Source organism: Shewanella sp. FDAARGOS_354, from assembly GCF_002209245.2.
GTDB lineage: Bacteria > Pseudomonadota > Gammaproteobacteria > Enterobacterales > Shewanellaceae > Shewanella > Shewanella xiamenensis.
Map to the genome: position 1 here is coordinate 4094175 of NZ_CP022089.2, position 18290 is coordinate 4112464.

The 18290-nt window shown below is 47.2% G+C and carries 19 protein-coding genes; 10 read left to right on the top strand and 9 right to left on the bottom strand.

What is annotated here, in order from left to right; translation table 11 throughout:
• Positions 1–83: 83 nt before the first annotated feature.
• Positions 84–2498, top strand: a complete 2415-nt coding sequence (locus CEQ32_RS18460) for a class I adenylate cyclase (protein ID WP_047537602.1) — start codon at positions 84–86, stop codon at positions 2496–2498.
• Positions 2499–2534: 36 nt separating this feature from the next.
• On the opposite strand, the gene cyaY is transcribed toward CEQ32_RS18460, so the two are convergent.
• Positions 2535–2867: an iron donor protein CyaY gene (gene cyaY, locus CEQ32_RS18465; protein ID WP_088586572.1), complete on the bottom strand. Its 333-nt coding sequence runs from the start codon at positions 2865–2867 to the stop codon at positions 2535–2537.
• A gap of 67 nt (positions 2868–2934) precedes the next feature.
• On the opposite strand from cyaY, the gene lptM reads away from it, so the two are divergent.
• From lptM to CEQ32_RS18500, 7 genes are all read left to right on the top strand, one after another.
• Positions 2935–3129, top strand: coding sequence for an LPS translocon maturation chaperone LptM (gene lptM / locus CEQ32_RS18470; RefSeq protein WP_037422991.1), 195 nt, complete (start codon positions 2935–2937; stop codon positions 3127–3129).
• A 42-nt stretch (positions 3130–3171) separates the two neighbouring features.
• Positions 3172–4416, top strand: coding sequence for a diaminopimelate decarboxylase (gene lysA, locus CEQ32_RS18475; protein ID WP_088586573.1), 1245 nt, complete (start codon positions 3172–3174; stop codon positions 4414–4416).
• Positions 4417–4485: 69 nt separating this feature from the next.
• A complete protein-coding gene (dapF, locus tag CEQ32_RS18480) occupies positions 4486–5313 on the top strand; it encodes a diaminopimelate epimerase (protein ID WP_037430212.1) in 828 nt (275 codons plus the stop codon).
• Positions 5310–5945 carry a DUF484 family protein gene (locus tag CEQ32_RS18485; protein ID WP_037430216.1) on the top strand — a complete coding sequence of 212 codons (636 nt, stop codon included), beginning with the start codon at positions 5310–5312 and terminating at the stop codon, positions 5943–5945. Before dapF ends, CEQ32_RS18485 begins: the two co-directional genes overlap by 4 nt.
• Before the next feature lie 41 nt (positions 5946–5986).
• Positions 5987–6886 carry a tyrosine recombinase XerC gene (gene xerC / locus CEQ32_RS18490; protein WP_172590938.1) on the top strand — a complete coding sequence of 300 codons (900 nt, stop codon included), beginning with the start codon at positions 5987–5989 and terminating at the stop codon, positions 6884–6886.
• Entirely contained in the window at positions 6886–7608 is a 723-nt protein-coding gene (locus CEQ32_RS18495) for an HAD-IA family hydrolase (RefSeq protein ID WP_088586574.1), read from the top strand. The genes xerC and CEQ32_RS18495 overlap by 1 nt, the downstream gene beginning before the upstream one ends.
• Before the next feature lie 115 nt (positions 7609–7723).
• Positions 7724–8302, top strand: a complete 579-nt coding sequence (locus CEQ32_RS18500) for a HupE/UreJ family protein (protein ID WP_023266363.1) — start codon at positions 7724–7726, stop codon at positions 8300–8302.
• An 8-nt stretch (positions 8303–8310) separates the two neighbouring features.
• Here CEQ32_RS18500 and CEQ32_RS18505 read toward each other — a convergent pair whose 3' ends face one another.
• The 3 genes from CEQ32_RS18505 to CEQ32_RS18515 form a co-directional block, all read right to left on the bottom strand.
• On the bottom strand, positions 8311–8814 hold the full coding sequence (locus tag CEQ32_RS18505; protein ID WP_047537623.1) for a helix-turn-helix domain-containing protein: 504 nt from the start codon (positions 8812–8814) through the stop codon (positions 8311–8313).
• 98 nt (positions 8815–8912) lie between these two features.
• Positions 8913–9659 (bottom strand): iron-sulfur cluster repair di-iron protein, encoded by a 747-nt coding sequence (gene ric / locus CEQ32_RS18510; protein ID WP_088586575.1) that lies wholly within the window; start codon positions 9657–9659, stop codon positions 8913–8915.
• A gap of 341 nt (positions 9660–10000) precedes the next feature.
• A complete protein-coding gene (locus CEQ32_RS18515; protein WP_037422912.1) occupies positions 10001–10864 on the bottom strand; it encodes a YicC/YloC family endoribonuclease in 864 nt (287 codons plus the stop codon).
• A 209-nt stretch (positions 10865–11073) separates the two neighbouring features.
• Here CEQ32_RS18515 and rph point away from each other — a divergent pair, with 209 nt between their 5' ends.
• Positions 11074–11787, top strand: a complete 714-nt coding sequence (rph, locus tag CEQ32_RS18520; RefSeq protein WP_011073930.1) for a ribonuclease PH — start codon at positions 11074–11076, stop codon at positions 11785–11787.
• A 96-nt stretch (positions 11788–11883) separates the two neighbouring features.
• On the top strand, positions 11884–12531 hold the full coding sequence (gene pyrE / locus CEQ32_RS18525; protein WP_037422911.1) for an orotate phosphoribosyltransferase: 648 nt from the start codon (positions 11884–11886) through the stop codon (positions 12529–12531).
• A 93-nt stretch (positions 12532–12624) separates the two neighbouring features.
• Here the strand turns inward: pyrE and folE are convergent, their stop codons facing one another.
• The 5 genes from folE to coaBC form a co-directional block, all read right to left on the bottom strand.
• Positions 12625–13275, bottom strand: a complete 651-nt coding sequence (gene folE / locus CEQ32_RS18530; protein WP_037422910.1) for a GTP cyclohydrolase I FolE — start codon at positions 13273–13275, stop codon at positions 12625–12627.
• A gap of 549 nt (positions 13276–13824) precedes the next feature.
• Positions 13825–15810: an alpha/beta hydrolase family protein gene (locus CEQ32_RS18535; protein WP_055647680.1), complete on the bottom strand. Its 1986-nt coding sequence runs from the start codon at positions 15808–15810 to the stop codon at positions 13825–13827.
• 135 nt (positions 15811–15945) lie between these two features.
• Positions 15946–16539, bottom strand: a complete 594-nt coding sequence (gene slmA / locus CEQ32_RS18540; protein ID WP_011073926.1) for a nucleoid occlusion factor SlmA — start codon at positions 16537–16539, stop codon at positions 15946–15948.
• A gap of 31 nt (positions 16540–16570) precedes the next feature.
• Positions 16571–17029 carry a dUTP diphosphatase gene (gene dut, locus CEQ32_RS18545; protein WP_011624324.1) on the bottom strand — a complete coding sequence of 153 codons (459 nt, stop codon included), beginning with the start codon at positions 17027–17029 and terminating at the stop codon, positions 16571–16573.
• Positions 17026–18258 (bottom strand): bifunctional phosphopantothenoylcysteine decarboxylase/phosphopantothenate--cysteine ligase CoaBC, encoded by a 1233-nt coding sequence (gene coaBC / locus CEQ32_RS18550; RefSeq protein ID WP_088586576.1) that lies wholly within the window; start codon positions 18256–18258, stop codon positions 17026–17028. The genes dut and coaBC overlap by 4 nt, the downstream gene beginning before the upstream one ends.
• Between the last annotated feature and the right edge of the window lie 32 nt (positions 18259–18290).

The window sequence follows — 18290 nt, forward strand, 5'->3', positions numbered from 1 at the left end:
GGATATCTCATTTAGTTGCTCAGCTTTGCAAAAGTGTTAACATGAGCACACTTCTCAATTGTGCTTAAGTGTCGTGTTCTAGGATGGATCAGCAAGGCCAGTTTCCTGATATTGCAGAAAGACTTAATCAGGTTCGTATTGCACGGGCCTTAGCCTTGTTGTCTCCGTTGCAAAAGCATTTGTTCCGTTTGATCCCCTTTTTACTTCAACAGAATAGCGTTCAGTATCCGGGATACGTTGATCCTAATACGCCTTGCGGTATTTATGGTTACAAGGCGGGCTTAATAGAAGCCCAGGCTTGTGATGTGTTTAAGCTGCCTTTTATACCTAATGACATGGATTGTTATGCCTTCGAAGGGATATATGCCATGGGCAGTACAGCTAGCTTTGGTCAGAATGCAAAAAGTGATGTGGATGTGTGGCTAGTCCATCATGAGGATTTGTGTGATGACGACTTAGCCTTGGTTAAATTAAAAACGGAACGACTAACCGCTTGGTTTGCAGAGTATCAGTTTGAGGTGAATTTTTACTTGGTTCATCCACTGCAATTTTGTGGTGATATCTCACAGCGTACCGGTTGCCAGTCTTCTATGGCTCATGAGCACAGTGGCAGTACGCAGCATTGGCTGTTGCTTGAGGAGTTTTATCGCAGCCAAATTCGCTTGGCGGGTAAAACTATTGCATGGTGGCCTGATGCTAAGCTCAATCCTGAATTGCTATATCTTGGTAATGTGCACGAGTTACCGGCAAGCGAGTATTTTGGTGCCTCGCTTTGGCAGCTTTATAAAGGCTTAAATAAGCCGCATAAAGCGTTGATTAAAGTACTTTTGCTTGAGGCTTATGCCAGTGAGTATCCCCATTCTCAGTTACTGTGTGACCGGCTTTGGCAAAAGACCTTAGCAGGGGATTTTTCTACTGCTAACGATGCTTATTACGCAATTTATGAGGCGATTGAAGCCTATTTATTAAAGCAGAATGATAGTCGTCGGCTGGAAATTGTGCGCCGCTGTTTTTATCTAAAATGTGGCGTGTTCTTAAGTGTGTCTGACCAAGGTAAAGATTGGCGCTATGCCAAAATGCAAAAGTTGGTGCAAGAGTGGCAGTGGCCCAACAGTTTAATTACTACCTTAGATGATTGTGAGCATTGGCATAGTGGCCAGCTCAATTGGTTTAATGAGCAACTTAATGAATTGCTGCTGGCGAGTTATCAAACCTTGCTGCGTTTCGCCTCCACCCATGAGTTAAACGAAGGACTCAGGATTGAAGAGTTGGGGATGCTCACTCGCAAACTACATACTTACTTTAGCCAAGATGAAGACCAAATCGCCAAGCTGAATTTGCTCTGGAGCCACTCGGTCGCTGAATCTGAAGTAACCATGGTGTCCAGTAACAAGGAAAATCAATATTACCTCTACCGCCAGGGGCCAAAGCCGCAGAATCTGTTAGGTGAATCTGCTATTTGCAAAGGGAAAAGCCCGTCAGCGCTGATGATTTGGGCTTGCTTAAATGGGGTTTCGACGCCAGAAACCAAATGGTATGAGTTTGGCCAGAGTAAGATTAAATCCCGAAGGTTGACCGACGCTTCAAAACGATTACTTAATTTTATCGATCATGATTGGCGGGTCTCAAAGCTTGACCTATGTCAGCCTTGGCATTTTAGAAAACTCATTTTTATCTTAAACCTCGACTGTGATCCTACTATCCATTGGCAAGGGCAAGAGATGATGGTCGATGTCATGAATGCCAACGTGTTTTCATTGGGTCGTAAGCAGGAAAATATGCTCGGCGCCCTCGATGCTATTTGCCTTAATAGTTGGGGGGAGTGGCAGTGTCATCGTTTTGAGGGCGAAACCGCAGTATTGCAGGCACTCGCGTTTGTCACACCAGGGCTAAGGCGAGCGACTCATCCCGTGGATATGGATGTGATTAGCTGTTCGCAAAAGCTCAGGCCACAACTTAAGTTAGCGGTGAAAAACTTGCTTAAACAAACGGTGCGACTCTGTCAACAGGTGCAACAATCGAGCACCTTAGTGCAGCCGCTGCAGATTAGTCATACCCGTTACGGGATCTTTTTTAATCCTTTGGGGATGGCCTATCAGGACTTGAGTGATGCCAAATCTTTTTATCAGCAACTTGCTCGTAGTCATTTAGTACAATTGCCTCGGCCAGAGTTGGGGGATGACCCTTTTTCGAGCATGCCGAAAATCATTCAGAACTTTGCCGCCAAGGGAGCGATCCAGTACTTTCTGCGGCAACGCACCGATAGCTTAGATGTGTTTATTCTCGATGAGGAAAATCAGCTGAGTCATTATGTGCAGTCTGGTTCAGATATGAGCGAACTGGTCAACAAAGTGAGTCATCACTATGTTTTTGATGAATTTTATGCATCAAAAGCACGGTTTAATATTCCGCAGTTTTTCCATTTAGTACGGGTGGCGGGTGAGCTAACCGTGATGCCCTTTGGGGTGGATATCAATAACGCCAATGTGGAGTTTTAGCGGGAGCGACCTCCCGCTTAGGAATAAAGCCGCGGCTTAGGAGAGGCTGAGTTCGATACCGCTTTGGCGTAGAATCGAGTCCTGCACAAAGGGCATAAACTCGCCGCCATTACGACCATCAAGCCATTTCCCCTCTACATAGCCAAAGTGATAGCCACCAAAACGCGTTGCTACCCAAATTTCATGCAAAGGTTCCTGTTTGTTGATTACGATTTTCGAACCATCGACAAATTCTAGCTGTAACACGTTACCACTGGTATCAATATCCACATCGGCATCTTGTTCATCAATTGCGGTTTCGATAGCGGTCTCTATCGCTTGGAACATGTCATCGGCGAGCTGGTGAAATTCTGTATCTGTCATGGCCATGCATTTCTGTCCTTTGCTTTCGTCAAGATGGGTGCGATTATAAGATGATTAGTCACTAGATGCACAGATGTTGAGAAAAATGAGACTGTTTTTATTGTTATTGATTGGTAGCCTATTCATTACAGCCTGTGGTCAAAAGGGCCCCCTGTATAAATCCTCTCCAGTAGAGGCGACTCAGTCTAAAAAAAATAAGCCAGCTAAGCGTGATGCTACGCCTGTACAAGCCGCGGAGCCTCAAGCTGAAACTGAAAAAACACAATAATAATCAGCATAATTACTACAAAGCGCAGTAAGGAATCGGACATTGGATCACTTTCTCTACCAAGATAATACCCTGTACGCAGAAGGCTGTCGGGTCAATGATTTAGCCCAGCAGTATGGCACGCCACTGTATATCTATTCCCGTGCGACGCTCGAACGTCACTGGCATGCCTTTAATAATGCAGTTGCCGACCATCCACATATAGTGTGTTACGCGGTGAAAGCCAACTCGAACTTAGCCGTACTGAACGTATTGGCTCGTTTAGGTAGTGGTTTTGATATTGTCTCGGGCGGCGAGTTAGCGCGGGTGATTGAAGCCGGTGGTGACCCTGCCAAAGTGGTGTTTTCGGGCGTGGGTAAAACCGTTGCCGAAATGGAGCAGGCATTAAATCTTGGTATCTACTGCTTTAACGTTGAATCGAGTGCTGAGCTTGAACAACTTAACGATGTTGCCGGCCGCTTAGGTAAAGTTGCTCCAGTGTCACTGCGGGTGAATCCCGATGTCGATGCCGGTACGCATCCTTATATTTCGACGGGTCTTAAAGAAAATAAATTCGGTATCGCCATGGATGAGGCCGAAGTTGTATTTGCTCGCGCCCATGCGCTGCCGCATTTGCAGGTAAAAGGGGTTGATTGCCATATCGGCTCACAGCTCACTGAAATTCAGCCGTTTCTCGATGCAATGGACAGAATGCTATCGCTCATTGACCGCCTAGCCGAGCAAAGGATAGTGATTGAGCACTTTGATGTCGGTGGCGGTTTAGGGGTGACCTATGATGATGAAACGCCACCGCATCCTGATGTGTACGCCGCTGCACTGCTAAAGCGTTTAGGTCATCGCAAGCTCAAACTGATTTTCGAACCGGGCCGTGCGATTGCTGCCAATGCGGGGATTTTTGTGACTGAGGTGCTGTACCTCAAAGAAAACAGTGACAAACGTTTTGCGATTGTTGATGGTGCCATGAACGACTTAATTCGGCCTGCACTCTATAGTGCATGGCAAAATATCATTCCGGTGAATCCACGGGATGAAGATACGCAAGTATTTGATATTGTAGGACCTGTGTGCGAAACCGGTGACTTTTTAGGTAAGGACAGACAACTCGCGATTGCGGCGGGGGATTTACTGGTTGTGCGCTCCAGTGGTGCTTACGGTTTTGCCATGGCGTCGAACTATAATACTCGTCCGCGTGCGGCCGAGGTCATGGTGGATGGCGATAAGGCTTATCTGGTGCGAGAGCGAGAAAAATTAGCGCAGCTCTGGCAAGGTGAGCAGCTCCTGCCGTAAACTAGAAAATTATATTGATTCAGGCGCTTGGCTAGTTATCGCGGCGCCTAGGCTTAAAGGATAAGTATCTTGATCCAATTCACTAAGATGCACGGACTTGGCAACGATTTTATGGTGGTCGATGGTGTCACGCAGAACGTGTTCTTTTCGCCTGAGCAGATCCGCCGTTTAGCTGACCGTAACTTTGGCATCGGTTTCGACCAACTCTTGCTGGTTGAGCCACCCTATGATCCCGACCTCGACTTTCACTATCGCATCTTTAATGCCGACGGTGGTGAGGTCGAAAACTGCGGCAATGGCGCCCGTTGCTTTGCGCGGTTTGTCCGTAATAAGGGGCTGACGAATAAGAATAAAATTCGTGTAAGTACCTCTGCGGGTAAGATGACACTGCGCCTTGAGCGCGATGGTACTGTCACTGTGAATATGGGCGTGCCCGTGCTCGAACCTAGCCAAATCCCCTTTAAAGCCAAAAAGGCCGAAAAAACCTATCTGCTGCAAACGCCGCAACAAACCTTTTTGTGTGGTGCGGCCTCCATGGGCAATCCCCATTGCGTGCTCGATGTGGAAGATGTTACCAGCGCGAATGTCGCCGAAATCGGTGCGTTACTCACCAAGCATGAGCGATTCCCGCGCGGAGTAAACGTTGGTTTTATGCAGGTGGTGAACTCGGGTCATATCAAGCTTAGAGTTTACGAACGTGGTGCGGCTGAGACTTTAGCCTGCGGCACAGGTGCTTGTGCTGCCGTAGTAGTCGGACAAATTCAAGGTAAACTCGATCAACAAGTACAAGTGGATTTACCGGGCGGCAGCTTAACCATCAATTGGGAAGGTGAAGGCAAACCGCTGTGGATGACAGGCCCTGCGCAGCACGTTTATGATGGACAAATTCAGTTATGACCGAGCCTTTGATGCCGCAGACCAATCTTCCCTTTGATGAGTTGATTATTCGCGAATATCTACTCGATAATCCTGACTTTTTTAATCGGTATCCCGAGCTGTTATTGGCGATGCGTTTGCCCCATTTGGAGCGCGGTGCGATTTCCTTAGTCGAACGACGTCAAGAGTTGTTGCGCCTGCGGGTTGGGCAACTCGAAGAAGAAATCACCAGTTTACTGGCCATGGCTGCACGTAATGAAAAGATATTCCGATTTAATACTGAACTGTCTTTTAAGCTACTCAATTGCGTTAACTTAGAATCCCTTAAAGAAGTGCTGGCTGATAATTTAAAGGCGCAGTTTAATTTTACCCATGTGCGTCTTATCAGTGTGTTAGAGGCCGATATTGAGATGAAGGCGATTTGGGCGCAGCGTTTACGCAAGAATTACTATTTTGGTCGTCTGACACAACAAGAGGCGAAACGCTTATTTGGCAGTGAGGTCGGCTCGGTGGCATTAGTTAAACTAGCTGATGATATTCCTGTCATTTTTGCAGTTGCCAGCCACGATGCCACCCATTTTCATCCCGATATGGACAATATGCTGCTCGAGCAACTTCGGCGATTGCTGGCACATATGCTCGCCAAACTCTAAGCCCTGATGAGGAGTCCAATATGAACTCGCCAGCTAATGATATGCCCGCGCGTTGTCACTCCTATTTACAGCAATTTGAAACCTATATGCAGTCTGAACGTCAGTTATCGGCGCATACGGTTCGCAATTATATGTACGAGTTGCAGCGGGGAAGCGAGTTACTGCCCGAAGGTGTTGACCTGCTCAATGTCGGGCGTGAGCATTGGCAACAAGTGCTTGCTAAGTTACACCGCAAGGGACTGAGTCCGCGCTCGCTGTCATTATGGTTATCGGCAGTAAAACAGTGGGGAGGGTTTTTACTGCGCGCAGGCGTGATAGAACTCAATCCTGCCAAGGGGCTGAGTGCGCCCAAGCAAGCTAAGCCTTTACCGAAAAATATCGATGTCGATTCCCTCACTCATTTGCTTGAGATTGAAGGCAATGATCCGCTAACACTGCGTGATAAAGCCATTATGGAGCTATGCTATTCCAGCGGGTTACGTTTAGCAGAACTCGCAGCGCTCGATTTATCCAGTGTGCAATATGATCAGCGTGAAGTGCGGGTATTAGGTAAGGGCAACAAGGAGCGTATCGTCCCCGTTGGTCGTTATGCTATTGATGCCTTAGGCGCTTGGCTTGAGTGCCGCAGGCAAATCCCCTGTGAAGATAACGCATTATTTGTCACCGAAAAGGGCAAGCGTTTATCCCATCGCAGCATTCAGGCGCGCATGAGCAAATGGGGGCAGGAACAGGCGCTTTCTATGCGGGTGCATCCTCATAAGCTGCGCCATTCTTTCGCCACACATATGCTGGAATCCAGTGCCGATTTACGGGCGGTGCAGGAATTATTAGGCCACGAAAACCTGTCTACCACGCAAATTTATACCAGTTTAGATTTCCAACACTTAGCTAAGGTGTATGATAACGCCCATCCTAGAGCGAAAAAACAACAGGATAAATAATGCGTTGTTATCTTAGACCCCAGAATATTCGTGCGATTAGCTTCGATCTCGACGATACCCTATACGATAACGAACCCCACATTCTCAATGCCGAAGCTGAGTTAATGCAGTTTTTGCATCAGGCTTATCCGCTGACTCAAGCTTGGCAACCGCAGCAATGGCGAATGCTCAAGTTGCAACTACTACAGCAAAATCCGGCCCTTGCTCATGACACCTCGGCGGCGCGAATTGCAACTCTGCATAAAGGCCTTTTACTGCTCGGTTATAGTGAGCCTGAGGCAAAACGGGGCGCGCAGGAAGGTTTAGCTTGTTTTTATTTTCATCGAAGCCATTTTCAGGTTTCAGACGACGTCTTGGCGCTGCTCACGCGTTTATCGGTCCATTTTAGGCTGATTGGCATCACTAATGGTAATGTGGACGCACAGCGTATCGGCTTAAGTAATGTGTTTGAATTTGTGCTGCATCCTGGTAGTGGTGTAAGGATGAAGCCTGCTAAAGATATGTTTTCACAGGCCTGTGAAAGGTTAGATATCGGCTTAGATCAACTGCTGCACGTTGGCGATAGTATGAATGCCGATGTTCGCGGTGCGCGTTTAGCGGGATGTCAGTCTGTCTGGTTAAATCCCAGTTTTGGCCGTGTGGCATCGTTACCGATTGCTGCACTCTTACCCCATATGGAAATTGCCACTCTCGATTCATTACAGGAAATGTTATTGCCTTAAAAAGAATAGCAGCCTATTTAAAGTGATAGGGATCAAGGATTGGCATATCGTTTTGCCGTAGAGTATTAGCATTTGTTTAACTCAGTTGTTACGTCTTCACTAACAAGGAACTGCTATGGTGCGTTTAAGTCTGTTGCTCCTCTTGAGTCTATCGTTTATAGCCCCTGCGTCGGCGCACGAAATCCACTCCGGTGGGGGTTTTATGGCGGGCTTTAATCATCCCGTTTTAGGTTTTGACCATCTCCTTGCCATGTTAAGTGTGGGCATGCTCAGTACGCAGCTCGGTGGTCGCGCGATTTGGACTGTGCCCTTAGCCTTTGTGTGTTTTATGTTGGTTGGTGGAATACTGGGGCTTTATGCCATTCCGGTGCCCTTTGTTGAAATTGGCATTGCTTTGTCAGTACTGTTGCTTGGGTTAGCGATTGCCTTTGACCGCCAATTACCGCTGTTGTTTGCGATGGCATTTGTCGGCGTGTTTGCGATTTTCCACGGTCATGCCCACGGCATGGAAATGCCTGAACTTGCCAGCCCAGTTCTTTACGCCTTTGGTTTCTTATTTGGTACTGCGGTTATCCATTTAGGTGGCGTTATGCTAGGGCTAGGCATGCAGCGCGTCACTGGGCAACGCAGCTTAATGCGCGTATCTGGCGTGGCAATTGCCGCCATGGGTGGCTATTTACTCGCTGGTTTTTAGAAAAAGCACTACCGCGCCTTTATCAGCTTATTGCAGTGATGGGCGCGGCGTAGCATCTGTGTAACCTGTCTCCGGCTGGCATGCATGTCGGCATCTCCAACCCGAAAATAAGTCCCCGTATAAGCATCGGTGCCTATAAATACTGGCTTTAGGTGCTCTGGTGCGAGCGGGACACGAATCCTTATCAGCTTTTTATTCATAATTTCAATCAGCTGCACATCAGAAATCGCTAAAATATTACAGCTTATCCGGCTAGGGTCATCGAGGATCTCCCAAAATTCTTGTAATACGGGTAGCGGATTAGGGATGCCTTCAATGGTGAAATGGCCACGATCTTCGCGTACCCCAAGAATAATCTCTCCGCCTAAGGTGTTGGCGAAGGAGCTATAGGTTGCCCAAATATCTTCAGGTAATTGACCTTGACCATCACGGCCTCTTGCGAGTTTAAATTCTACTTGGGCTGATTCGTGTAGAGAAGCAATATCATCGAGTGCGAATGTTGGGTATGTCATGGCGGCGGCTCCTTGCGTAGCACACCACTTTTTGTAACACGCCAAAATCACAAAGGCCAGCAGTTATGCTGACCTTGGTGGTTAATCAATCTTGTTTATTAGGCGAGTTGCAGCGCCTTAGGGAAGAGAATGTTGTTTTCTAAATGAATGTGCCTATGCAGGTCCGCCTCAAATTCTGCGAGCGTTGCATAACAAACCCGCCAAGTAGTACAGGCATATTCGGGAGGCGTAAAGTCGTTGGTTAACTCATGTAGCTTTTGTAAAATCAATCCTGCTTCTTCGTGCTCGTGTTGCATTGCATTGATCGGGTTACCTATATGACCAAAACAACCCTGCACTTGCTCGCCTTGACTCATCGCCCGAATCGCAGGAAAGAGGATATTTTCTTCCTTTATCAAATGCGGCATTAAATCTTCTATCAACGCACGAACCCAACCTGCAAATGGAACAATTTCGGCATAATGCTCGCCATGGGCGCGTACCATCTTTTCTGAGTATTCCAGCAATAACGGTGCTTTAGCACGGACATATTGGTGGTGAGTACGCTCAATATAATCAATTAGTTGCTCAAGTGGCAGTTGATTAAGTTCATCTTCTTTAGCTCCTGAATGTGTCATGTACTCTAATGCGGCGACGACTTTATTTGGGTCGGCTTGTGCTCGCTCACAGGCACTGATCAGTGCTCGACCACCGCCACAGCAGAAATCGATACCAAATTGGCTAAACACATGGGCGCGGCGAAAATCCTCCGCGACCAACTCGCCAACTTTACGCTCAAGCCATGGCGATAAAGGGGCTGATGGTTGTTCAACGTGAGACGCTGACGAAAAGCTAGTTGATGACATTGCAACACTCCAAAGCACAAATAATTTACATGCATATTATTTGCAGCTTTATTGTGATGCAATAAATCCTGACTAATTTAGTCAGGATTTGCTGCGGCTGTCACATTAAATTGTCTGAATTATTCCCAAAGGAGTAGGGTGTAGAGGCTGATAAAGATGAGTCGATGTTTTATCTAATTAGTATGTTTTTGGAACTGTGTGGCGTATTGAATTTACCATTCTTTGCGTATCATCTAAGGCTCATCGAATATTAAGTATCTGATGATAAATGAAACTACAAAGATGCTTTCAACGCCCTAAGAGTAGGGCATTAAAAGCAAATTGCTGAAGAAATGAGGAGGTTATTCCACGTTTTGGATCTGCTCGCGCATTTGTTCGATGAGCACTTTGAGCTCGACGGCGGCGGCGGTGATTTCGGTGCTGATGGATTTAGAGGCGAGGGTGTTCGATTCGCGGTTAAATTCTTGCATCATAAAATCTAAACGGCGACCTTCGCTGCCGCCTTTTTTGAGGATGCGGCGGGCTTCGTTAACATGGGCTTCGAGCCTGTCCATTTCCTCTGCCACATCTTGTTTTTGCGCTAACAAGATCATCTCCTGCTCGATGCGGGCGGGATCGAGTTCACCTTTGATTTCGGCGAGACGATTGGTGAGTTTATCGCGCTGATATTCCATGACTTTAGGCATATGCTCGCGTACAACGGCGATTTGCTCGCTGACGCCGTCTAAACGGCTTAAGAGCATGTCTTTGATGGCTGCGCCTTCACGGCCTCGGGCTTCAATGAATTGGTCGATAGCTAAGTCGAAGGCGGTCATTAAATCGGCACCAACCGCGTCCATATCCTGCTCAGCACTAGAAAGTACTCCTGGCCAGCGCAAAATATCGGTGAGGTTGACTTCGCCTTGTCCGGCTTCTTGTTTGAGCCAACTAGCGGCGTCGAGTAGCTGTTTGGCTAACCCTTGGTTTAATTTAAGTTCGTTATTGCTGTTATCGGCTAATTCGTAGCGTAAATTGACCTCGACTTTACCGCGGCTTAAGCGTTTACGCAGGCGGTCGCGTAAAACGGGCTCGAAGCTGCGGAATTGTTCTGGCAGACGTAGGTAAGTTTCGAGATAACGCTGGTTGACTGAGCGAATTTCCCAAGAGGCAGTGCCCCATTGTGCTTTGTGCTCAATGCGAGCGTAGGCTGTCATGCTTTGGATCATGGGTTGTCCTAGTGGTTTAATCGTCATAATGAGAGGCGATTATAGAGTCAATGGCTTTAGGATTAAAGGCATACCACTACTCGCGAGGAGGATTAGGTGTTTGTGTGACGAGTTTGCTAGAGAATCACCCTAAGCATGGCATCTATAGGCACAAAACCCTATAATATGCAGCCAAAATCGGTCAATGACTCAGAATACAGGAATTTCGCATGCGTCCAAGTAACAGAACGCCAGCACAAACACGCCCCATTACTATCACTCGCCAATTTACGGCCCATGCCGAAGGTTCTGTGTTAGTCGAATTTGGCGAAACTAAAGTGCTTTGTACCGCCAGTTTTACTGAGGGTGTACCGCGTTTCCTTAAAGGTCAGGGCCAAGGCTGGGTAACGGCGGAATACGGCATGTTGCCACGCTCAACCCATAGCCGTATGGATCGTGAAGCCGCTCGTGGTAAACAATCTGGCCGCACGCAAGAAATTCAACGTCTTATCGGCCGTGCGTTGCGTGCCTGTGTGGATATGAAAGCGCTGGGTGAAAACACCATTGTCATCGATTGTGATGTGATCCAAGCTGATGGCGGTACTCGCACCGCGTCAATCACTGGTGCTTGTGTCGCCTTAGTGGATGCGCTTAACTGGGCTCGTGGTAAAGGCATTATTAAATCTAACCCGCTTAAGTTCTTAATCGCTGCGGTCAGCGTGGGTATCTACAACGGTGAAGCGATAAGCGACCTAGAGTATGTTGAAGACAGCGCAGCCGAAACCGATATGAACGTGGTAATGACAGAAACCGGTAAGATTATCGAAATTCAAGGTACTGCCGAAGGTGAACCGTTTACTCACGAAGAGTTGATTGAGCTACTTGGTTTAGCGAAGAACAGTATTCGCGAAATCGTCGATGTGCAGAAAGCCGCATTAAATTAATTGTTATTGATAAAAAGCCCCGTTATGGGGCTTTTTATTAAATCAATTTTGCTATAACCCAATAAAAATAGAACGTTAAAGTCGTAAGGAGAGATTGTGAAAGCCTATCAACGTGAGTTTATTGAATTTGCCCTAGAGCGTCAGGTGTTGCGATTCGGCGAGTTTACCCTTAAATCGGGCCGTATCAGTCCTTATTTCTTTAATGCGGGTTTATTCAATACTGGCCGTGATTTAGCCCGTTTAGGGCGTTTTTATGCGGCGGCGTTAGTGGATTCTGGCATAGAGTACGATCTGTTGTTTGGCCCAGCTTACAAAGGTATTCCGATTGCGACCACGACAGCGGTGGCTTTGTGCGAACATCACGATATCGATATTCCCTACTGCTTTAACCGTAAAGAGAAAAAAGATCACGGTGAGGGCGGTAGCTTAGTCGGTAGCGAGCTTAAAGGTCGGGTGATGCTGGTGGACGATGTGATCACTGCGGGAACGGCGATCCGTGAGTCGATGGAAATCATCGAAGCTCATCAAGCGCAGCTGGCAGGCGTATTAATTGCGCTGGATAGGCAAGAAAAGGGCAAGGGCGAATTGTCAGCCATCCAAGAGGTCGAGCGTGATTTTGGCTGTGGTATTGTGGCGATCATCAAGCTTGCGGATCTGATCCGCTATTTATCTGAAAAACCAGGTATGGAAGCGCAACTAGCAGCGGTAAGCCAATACCGTGAGCAGTATGGCATCGAGGCCTAATAAGGCTTAAGCGTGTTATAAACCGCTAAAACAGAAACGCTGCAATTCAATAAGAATGGCAGCGTTTTTTTATATCTCACACAAAGTAAGGTCTTACTTCGACTGGTGTAAAAACTCGGCGCGGGTCGCGGGGTTGGATTTAAAAATGCCACCTAAGGCCGTAGTGGTGGTGGAGCTAGTGGAGTCCATTACGCCGCGGGATTTTACGCAGTAATGCACCGCATCCATTTTAACCGCAACATCTTTAGTTTCGAGCAAGGTCTGCAGCGCGACTAACACTTGCTGAGTCAAACGCTCTTGTACCTGAGGACGTTGGGCAAAGAAACGTACAATGCGGTTAATCTTTGATAAACCAATAATTTTTTTACGTGGAAGATACGCAATGGTTGCTGTGCCATCAATAGTGACAAGGTGATGTTCACAGGTACTGGTCAGGCTAATATCCTGTACGCGCACCATTTCATCAAAGCCCATTTTGTTATCAATCACAGTGATCTTCGGGAAGTTAGCATAATCTAGACCGGAGAAGATTTCGTCGACATACATTTTGGCGATGCGGCGTGGGGTATCGGCAAGACTGTCATCAGAAAGATCCAGTGACATAAGCGTCAGAATTTCCTTCATATGGTGTTCAATCTTGTCCTTACGCTCTTCAGGAGTAAACACACTGGGGAGCATGGGGGTTTCAAGTCCGCGCTCTTGCAGGGCGGCTTGTACTTTTACTGCTGCTTCACTTAATGACATTTTTATCCTCCACTACTTCAGTAGCGGCTATCACTGAAAACCTAGCACCCTAAACTGAGTTTGTACAATGGGTGAACTCAGGTACAAATCGACTGGTTCTTATCTGGGTAAGAACAAGGTGGGGGAGAATAGCGCGAATTGCGGATAATTCATACCAAAAAACGCTCACGCTGAAGATGAAAAAGCCGATAGTCCTTATCGATTATCGGCTCCTCGGGGCGTTAAAACATTATTATCTTGATGAAGATAATAGGGCGTGTTGACGTTTCAGGATTATTTTTGCAGCAATGTGGCTGGCTTTTATGCAAGGCAAAGTCCGTGCTGTGTAGTTATTCTACATAAACGGACGATAACGCGGCAGAAAAGCCAGCCAAATGCTGCCCGAAGGGGTCGTCTGGCAAGCCCTTGCTCTTACTTTCTGTCATAAGAGCCGCTCGTCATTTGAGTAGAATAACTACACATCATTCCTCGTTTCACGAGCACGTGCTTGCCAGAACGAACAAAATTTAATCTCGAAACGTCAACACGCCCTAGTTATTTTAGTGAGTACTAAAGTTTTAAGTTGGTTTTTAAGAAGCTCAGCATCTGATCGTAATATTTGGCTCTATGCTCATCGTTATAAAAACCATGGCCTTCGTTATCCATCACCAGTTTTTGGTAAGGATAATTATGGGCTTTGAGGGCTTTTTCTAGTGATTCTAATTGTTCAATCGGCGCTCGCTCATCGTCACCACCGTGAACCAGTAAGAGGTTCGCTTTTAATTTAGCAACGTTCTCTGAGGGAGACATGGCTTTTAGGGTGGCTTTGTCTTGGCCGAGTACGTCCTTAAGATAGCTTGTGCCTGAACGTGTTCTGGCGACGTCACCTTCATCAAACATCAACTCCAGATCATACACACCAGCAAACCCAACCGCGCATTTAAACATATCGGGGGCTAATACTGCGCTTTGTAGGGCGCTATAGCCGCCAAAGCTACCGCCTGCGATACAAACTCGTTCTTTATCGGCAAAGCCTTGGTCAATCACATATTGAGTCGCATCGATAATATCGTGCTGAATATCCGAGCCCCATTTTTGATAGCCAGCTCGCTCGAAACGCTTGCCATAACCACCTGAGCCACGGAAGTTAACCTGTAATACCGCGATACCATTTTGGGCGAGTAATTGATTTTGAGGGTCAAAGCCCCACCAGTCACGAATACCATGGGGGCCACCATGGGGATTGACGACCAAAGGGAGATTTTTGGCTTCTTTGCCGAAGGGTAAGGTTAAGTAGCCATGGATTTTCTGGCCATCGCGGTTGGTGAAGCTAATGGGTTTAACCTCCGCCATTTGCTCTGGGTCGAGCCATTTGCGAGCGGTGGCTAGATACTCTAGCTTGAGCTTTTTAGTATCAAACAAATAGTAATCACCGGGATTGCGGTCGTTAAATGCAATCACCACCAGTTGCTCGCCATTACGGGTTTCGCTGACAATCCGTACTTGATGCCCGGGTAGAGCTGCAATTAAATCCTTGAGTAGTTTGGCGTGGCTATCGTTGTTATCGACAAATGCATAACTGGGATAGCCATTTTCAAATTCAACGGCATAGAGCTGTTTGTTTGTGCCATTGATCCAGAAGTTGCTCGGATCTACAACCTCATCTTGAATGATCTCGGCCTTCTCGCCTGTTTCGAGGTTGATGCGATAGACGCCTAAGGTTTCAGTGCCCACGCGACCCGCAGCATAGATGGTATTTTTATTATCAGCGAAAGAGATAGGCGTAAAATCACTTAAGCCAAGGTTAAGTTTGTCGGTGTTTATCCATTCGCCATCTTTGCGGTAAAAGACTTTAGTGATGTTTTTGCCATCTTCCCCTGCCACAAAGCGGACTTCACCCTCATGGTCTGTCATAAAGCGTGCTCGGCCAATGGGGGAGCCTGTTATACGTTTACGAACCCCGCTAAATAAGTCAACGCGGTAAACATCCTGAAGTGTTTCAGTAAAGTTGGGGGCACCACCCCATGGGATCGCATTGACTAACATATAACGCTCGTCATCAGGCAGGGGATCGAGAATAAAGGCGGTAGCACTTATAGGAGTATTTTTCTTGAGATTCGATCCTGTTTGTTGCTCGCTACTTTTATAACCAAATAAATATTTTGGGCGAGAACCATCGGCATTAACCGCCATTAATTCGCCGTAGTATTGGGGCACATCGCTCCAGCCCTTAAGGTATTCTTTTGCCAGTACTATGCGCTCGCTATTGGCCCATTCATAGGTGCCTACCTGCGCGTTGCTCGGGAAGCGAATTGCGTTAAGCAATTTTTTGGTTTGTGCATCGAGTACTAAGAGGACATTCTTGCCTTCGACACTGGTGATTGCACTTAAGTATTTGCCGGTAGGCGAGATTTTGACGTTAGAGTACTCGTTACCGCGACTGAATAATTGGGATTGTGACAGGGCATTTGTGGCCGAGGTTTCGGCCGCTAATGTGCTGAAAGGCATAATAGGCAAGCAAATTACGGCCAATGCAGCAAATGGCAAAGATTTCATCTGACATCCTTGTAATATTATTGTGGTTTTTGTTTTGTAAATGTTTACTCGAGATTAAAACAAAAGAAATACCGATACAAGGAGTAGGGGATAAAAGAAAGGACGGTGATTACCGTCCTTTATGTTGATAAATCATTAGCTTTGCAACAGCTGATGCTGAATAAAGCGCCACTGTTCATCGAAGTGTTGTGTGGGTTTTAGTTTAAACTCACTGCGGACAAATTGAGCAATTCGCCCCTCTGCGAAGGCTAACAGCAAATTAGCTAAAATAGCCTCATCTAAATTAAAGCCTTTGCCTTCTCGCAGGGTCTTTTCCCGCAAAATTTGCTTAAGTTGAGTTTCTATTTTTGCAAATAGCGTACTAATGCGGCTACGCAGACGCTCATTTTCACCTAAAAGCGCATCACCATTGAGGACGCGCGAGATCCCTGGATTACGCTCGGCAAAAATCAGCAGTAGTTGCAGCACCAGTTGACAGCGTTTCATGGTGTCTTTTTCATCATCCATGATGATGTTGATACGAGAGAGTAATGACTCTTCAATAAACTCAATTAACCCTTCGAACATCCGTGCCTTACTCGGGAAGTGGCGATAGAGTGCCGCTTCCGATACGCCGACTTCTGAGGCGAGTTTAGCGGTGGTAATACGTTGTCCTGGGCTGGTTTCTAGCATTTGTGCTAGGCATTGCAGTATGTGTTCACGACGATTAATTTTTGGGCTTACAGCCATTGCAGTATCCTTCGCTCAATAACGATTCAGGTTATTTAGTGCCAGAATGGCCAAATCCACCTTCACCACGGTCTGAGCTATCGAACTCATCAACGAGTTTGAATTGTGCTTGTACCACAGGGACAAACACCAGTTGTGCGAGACGATCACCGATTTCTAAGGTAAATGGGGTATCGCTGCGGTTCCAACAAGAGACCATTAAGGGCCCCTGATAATCCGAATCGATAAGCCCAACCAGATTTCCAAGGACGATACCGTGCTTATGCCCAAGGCCTGAACGCGGTAAAATCACTGCTGCAAGGCCTGGATCTGCTACATGGATGGCGATACCCGTTGGGATTAACTGAGTTTCTCCCGGGGCTATCGTCATGGTGGTATCTATCATGGCGCGAAGATCCATGCCTGCGCTGCCTGGTGTGGCATAGGCAGGCAGCGGGAATTCAGAGCCAATACGGGAATCGAGGATCTTTAATTCAATCGGTGTTTTCATTTGTGTTGTTTTTCTTTCACTATCAACGAAAGTAATTGCCGAGCCAACGTGAGTTTATCGGTAGCAGGCAAATCTTGACTACCCTGTGGCCAGAATACGCGCAGGGCATTGGCATCGGCGTTAAAGCCTAGACCAGCAACGGATACATCGTTTGCCGCGATCATATTCAAATTTTTACGTTTGAGTTTATCGCGGGCGTAGGCTTCTACATCATGGGTTTCTGCGGCAAATCCCACCATAAAAGGACGGTTTGCCAAGCTTGCGACCGTCGCTAAGATATCAGGATTCCTCACCAGCGCAAGTTGCATTTCTTCCGCTGACTTTTTGATTTTACTGGTGGCAATATCGCTGACGCGATAGTCAGCAACCGCCGCACAGCCGATAAAAATATCTTTATTATCAACATTCTCCATCACAGCATCGAGCATATTCTGTGCCGATTCAACATTGATTCGTGTCACCCCTTCTGGGGTGGCTAAATTTACGGGTCCTGCGACCAAGGTCACATCGGCGCCCATATCGGCCGCGGCCTTCGCTAAGGCAAAGCCCATCTTGCCTGAGCTGTGATTAGAGATATAGCGTACAGGATCGATGGCTTCGCGGGTTGGGCCTGCGGTGATCAGTACCGATTGGCCTGCTAGCGGTTGTGACTCCTGTTCAGCATAGACATCTTTTGTTGCAAAAAAGCGACTCGCAAGTTCGGCAATTTCGAGCGGTTCGAGCATGCGGCCAGGGCCCACTTCACCGCAAGCTTGACTGCCACTTGCCGGTCCCCACAGGGTGTAACCACGGCTTTGTAAACTGGCTAAATTGGCTTGAGTGGCGAGATTACGATACATCTGCTGATTCATCGCAGGGCAGAGCGCAATTGGCGCTTCAGTGGCAAGACAAGTGGTTGTGATTAATTCATCAGCCATGCCTGCATTGATTCGGGCGATAAGATTTGCTGTAGAAGGGGCGATAATCACTAAATCGGCCCATCGCGCCAGTTCAATATGCCCCATCGCCGCTTCGGCGGCGGGATCGAGTAAGCTCGATGATACAGGATGCCCTGATAAGGCTTGCAGTGTGAGTGGGGTAATAAATTCCATCGCACTTTGGCTCATTACCACACGTACATCAAAGCCGCGTTCTTTTAAGCGGCGCACTAAATCCGCACTTTTGTAGGCCGCAATGCCGCCACCAATACCCAGTAGGACGTTTTTTGTTATCAGGCTCACAGACATCATCCGAGATTGAAATAATGTCGCCAACCATACCA

Excerpts from the sequence above, each read along its gene's own strand:
- CEQ32_RS18460 (WP_047537602.1), top strand. The coding sequence starts at position 84 with ATGGATCAGCAAGGCCAGTTTCCTGATATTGCAGAAAGACTTAATCAG.
- cyaY (WP_088586572.1), bottom strand. The coding sequence starts at position 2,867 with ATGGCCATGACAGATACAGAATTTCACCAGCTCGCCGATGACATGTTC.
- lptM (WP_037422991.1), top strand. The coding sequence starts at position 2,935 with ATGTTGAGAAAAATGAGACTGTTTTTATTGTTATTGATTGGTAGCCTA.
- CEQ32_RS18485 (WP_037430216.1), top strand. The coding sequence starts at position 5,310 with ATGACCGAGCCTTTGATGCCGCAGACCAATCTTCCCTTTGATGAGTTG.
- xerC (WP_172590938.1), top strand. The coding sequence starts at position 5,987 with ATGCCCGCGCGTTGTCACTCCTATTTACAGCAATTTGAAACCTATATG.
- CEQ32_RS18495 (WP_088586574.1), top strand. The coding sequence starts at position 6,886 with ATGCGTTGTTATCTTAGACCCCAGAATATTCGTGCGATTAGCTTCGAT.
- CEQ32_RS18500 (WP_023266363.1), top strand. The coding sequence starts at position 7,724 with ATGGTGCGTTTAAGTCTGTTGCTCCTCTTGAGTCTATCGTTTATAGCC.
- CEQ32_RS18505 (WP_047537623.1), bottom strand. The coding sequence starts at position 8,814 with ATGACATACCCAACATTCGCACTCGATGATATTGCTTCTCTACACGAA.
- ric (WP_088586575.1), bottom strand. The coding sequence starts at position 9,659 with ATGTCATCAACTAGCTTTTCGTCAGCGTCTCACGTTGAACAACCATCA.
- CEQ32_RS18515 (WP_037422912.1), bottom strand. The coding sequence starts at position 10,864 with ATGATCCAAAGCATGACAGCCTACGCTCGCATTGAGCACAAAGCACAA.
- rph (WP_011073930.1), top strand. The coding sequence starts at position 11,074 with ATGCGTCCAAGTAACAGAACGCCAGCACAAACACGCCCCATTACTATC.
- folE (WP_037422910.1), bottom strand. The coding sequence starts at position 13,275 with ATGTCATTAAGTGAAGCAGCAGTAAAAGTACAAGCCGCCCTGCAAGAG.
- CEQ32_RS18535 (WP_055647680.1), bottom strand. The coding sequence starts at position 15,810 with ATGAAATCTTTGCCATTTGCTGCATTGGCCGTAATTTGCTTGCCTATT.
- slmA (WP_011073926.1), bottom strand. The coding sequence starts at position 16,539 with ATGGCTGTAAGCCCAAAAATTAATCGTCGTGAACACATACTGCAATGC.
- dut (WP_011624324.1), bottom strand. The coding sequence starts at position 17,029 with ATGAAAACACCGATTGAATTAAAGATCCTCGATTCCCGTATTGGCTCT.
- coaBC (WP_088586576.1), bottom strand. The coding sequence starts at position 18,258 with ATGATGTCTGTGAGCCTGATAACAAAAAACGTCCTACTGGGTATTGGT.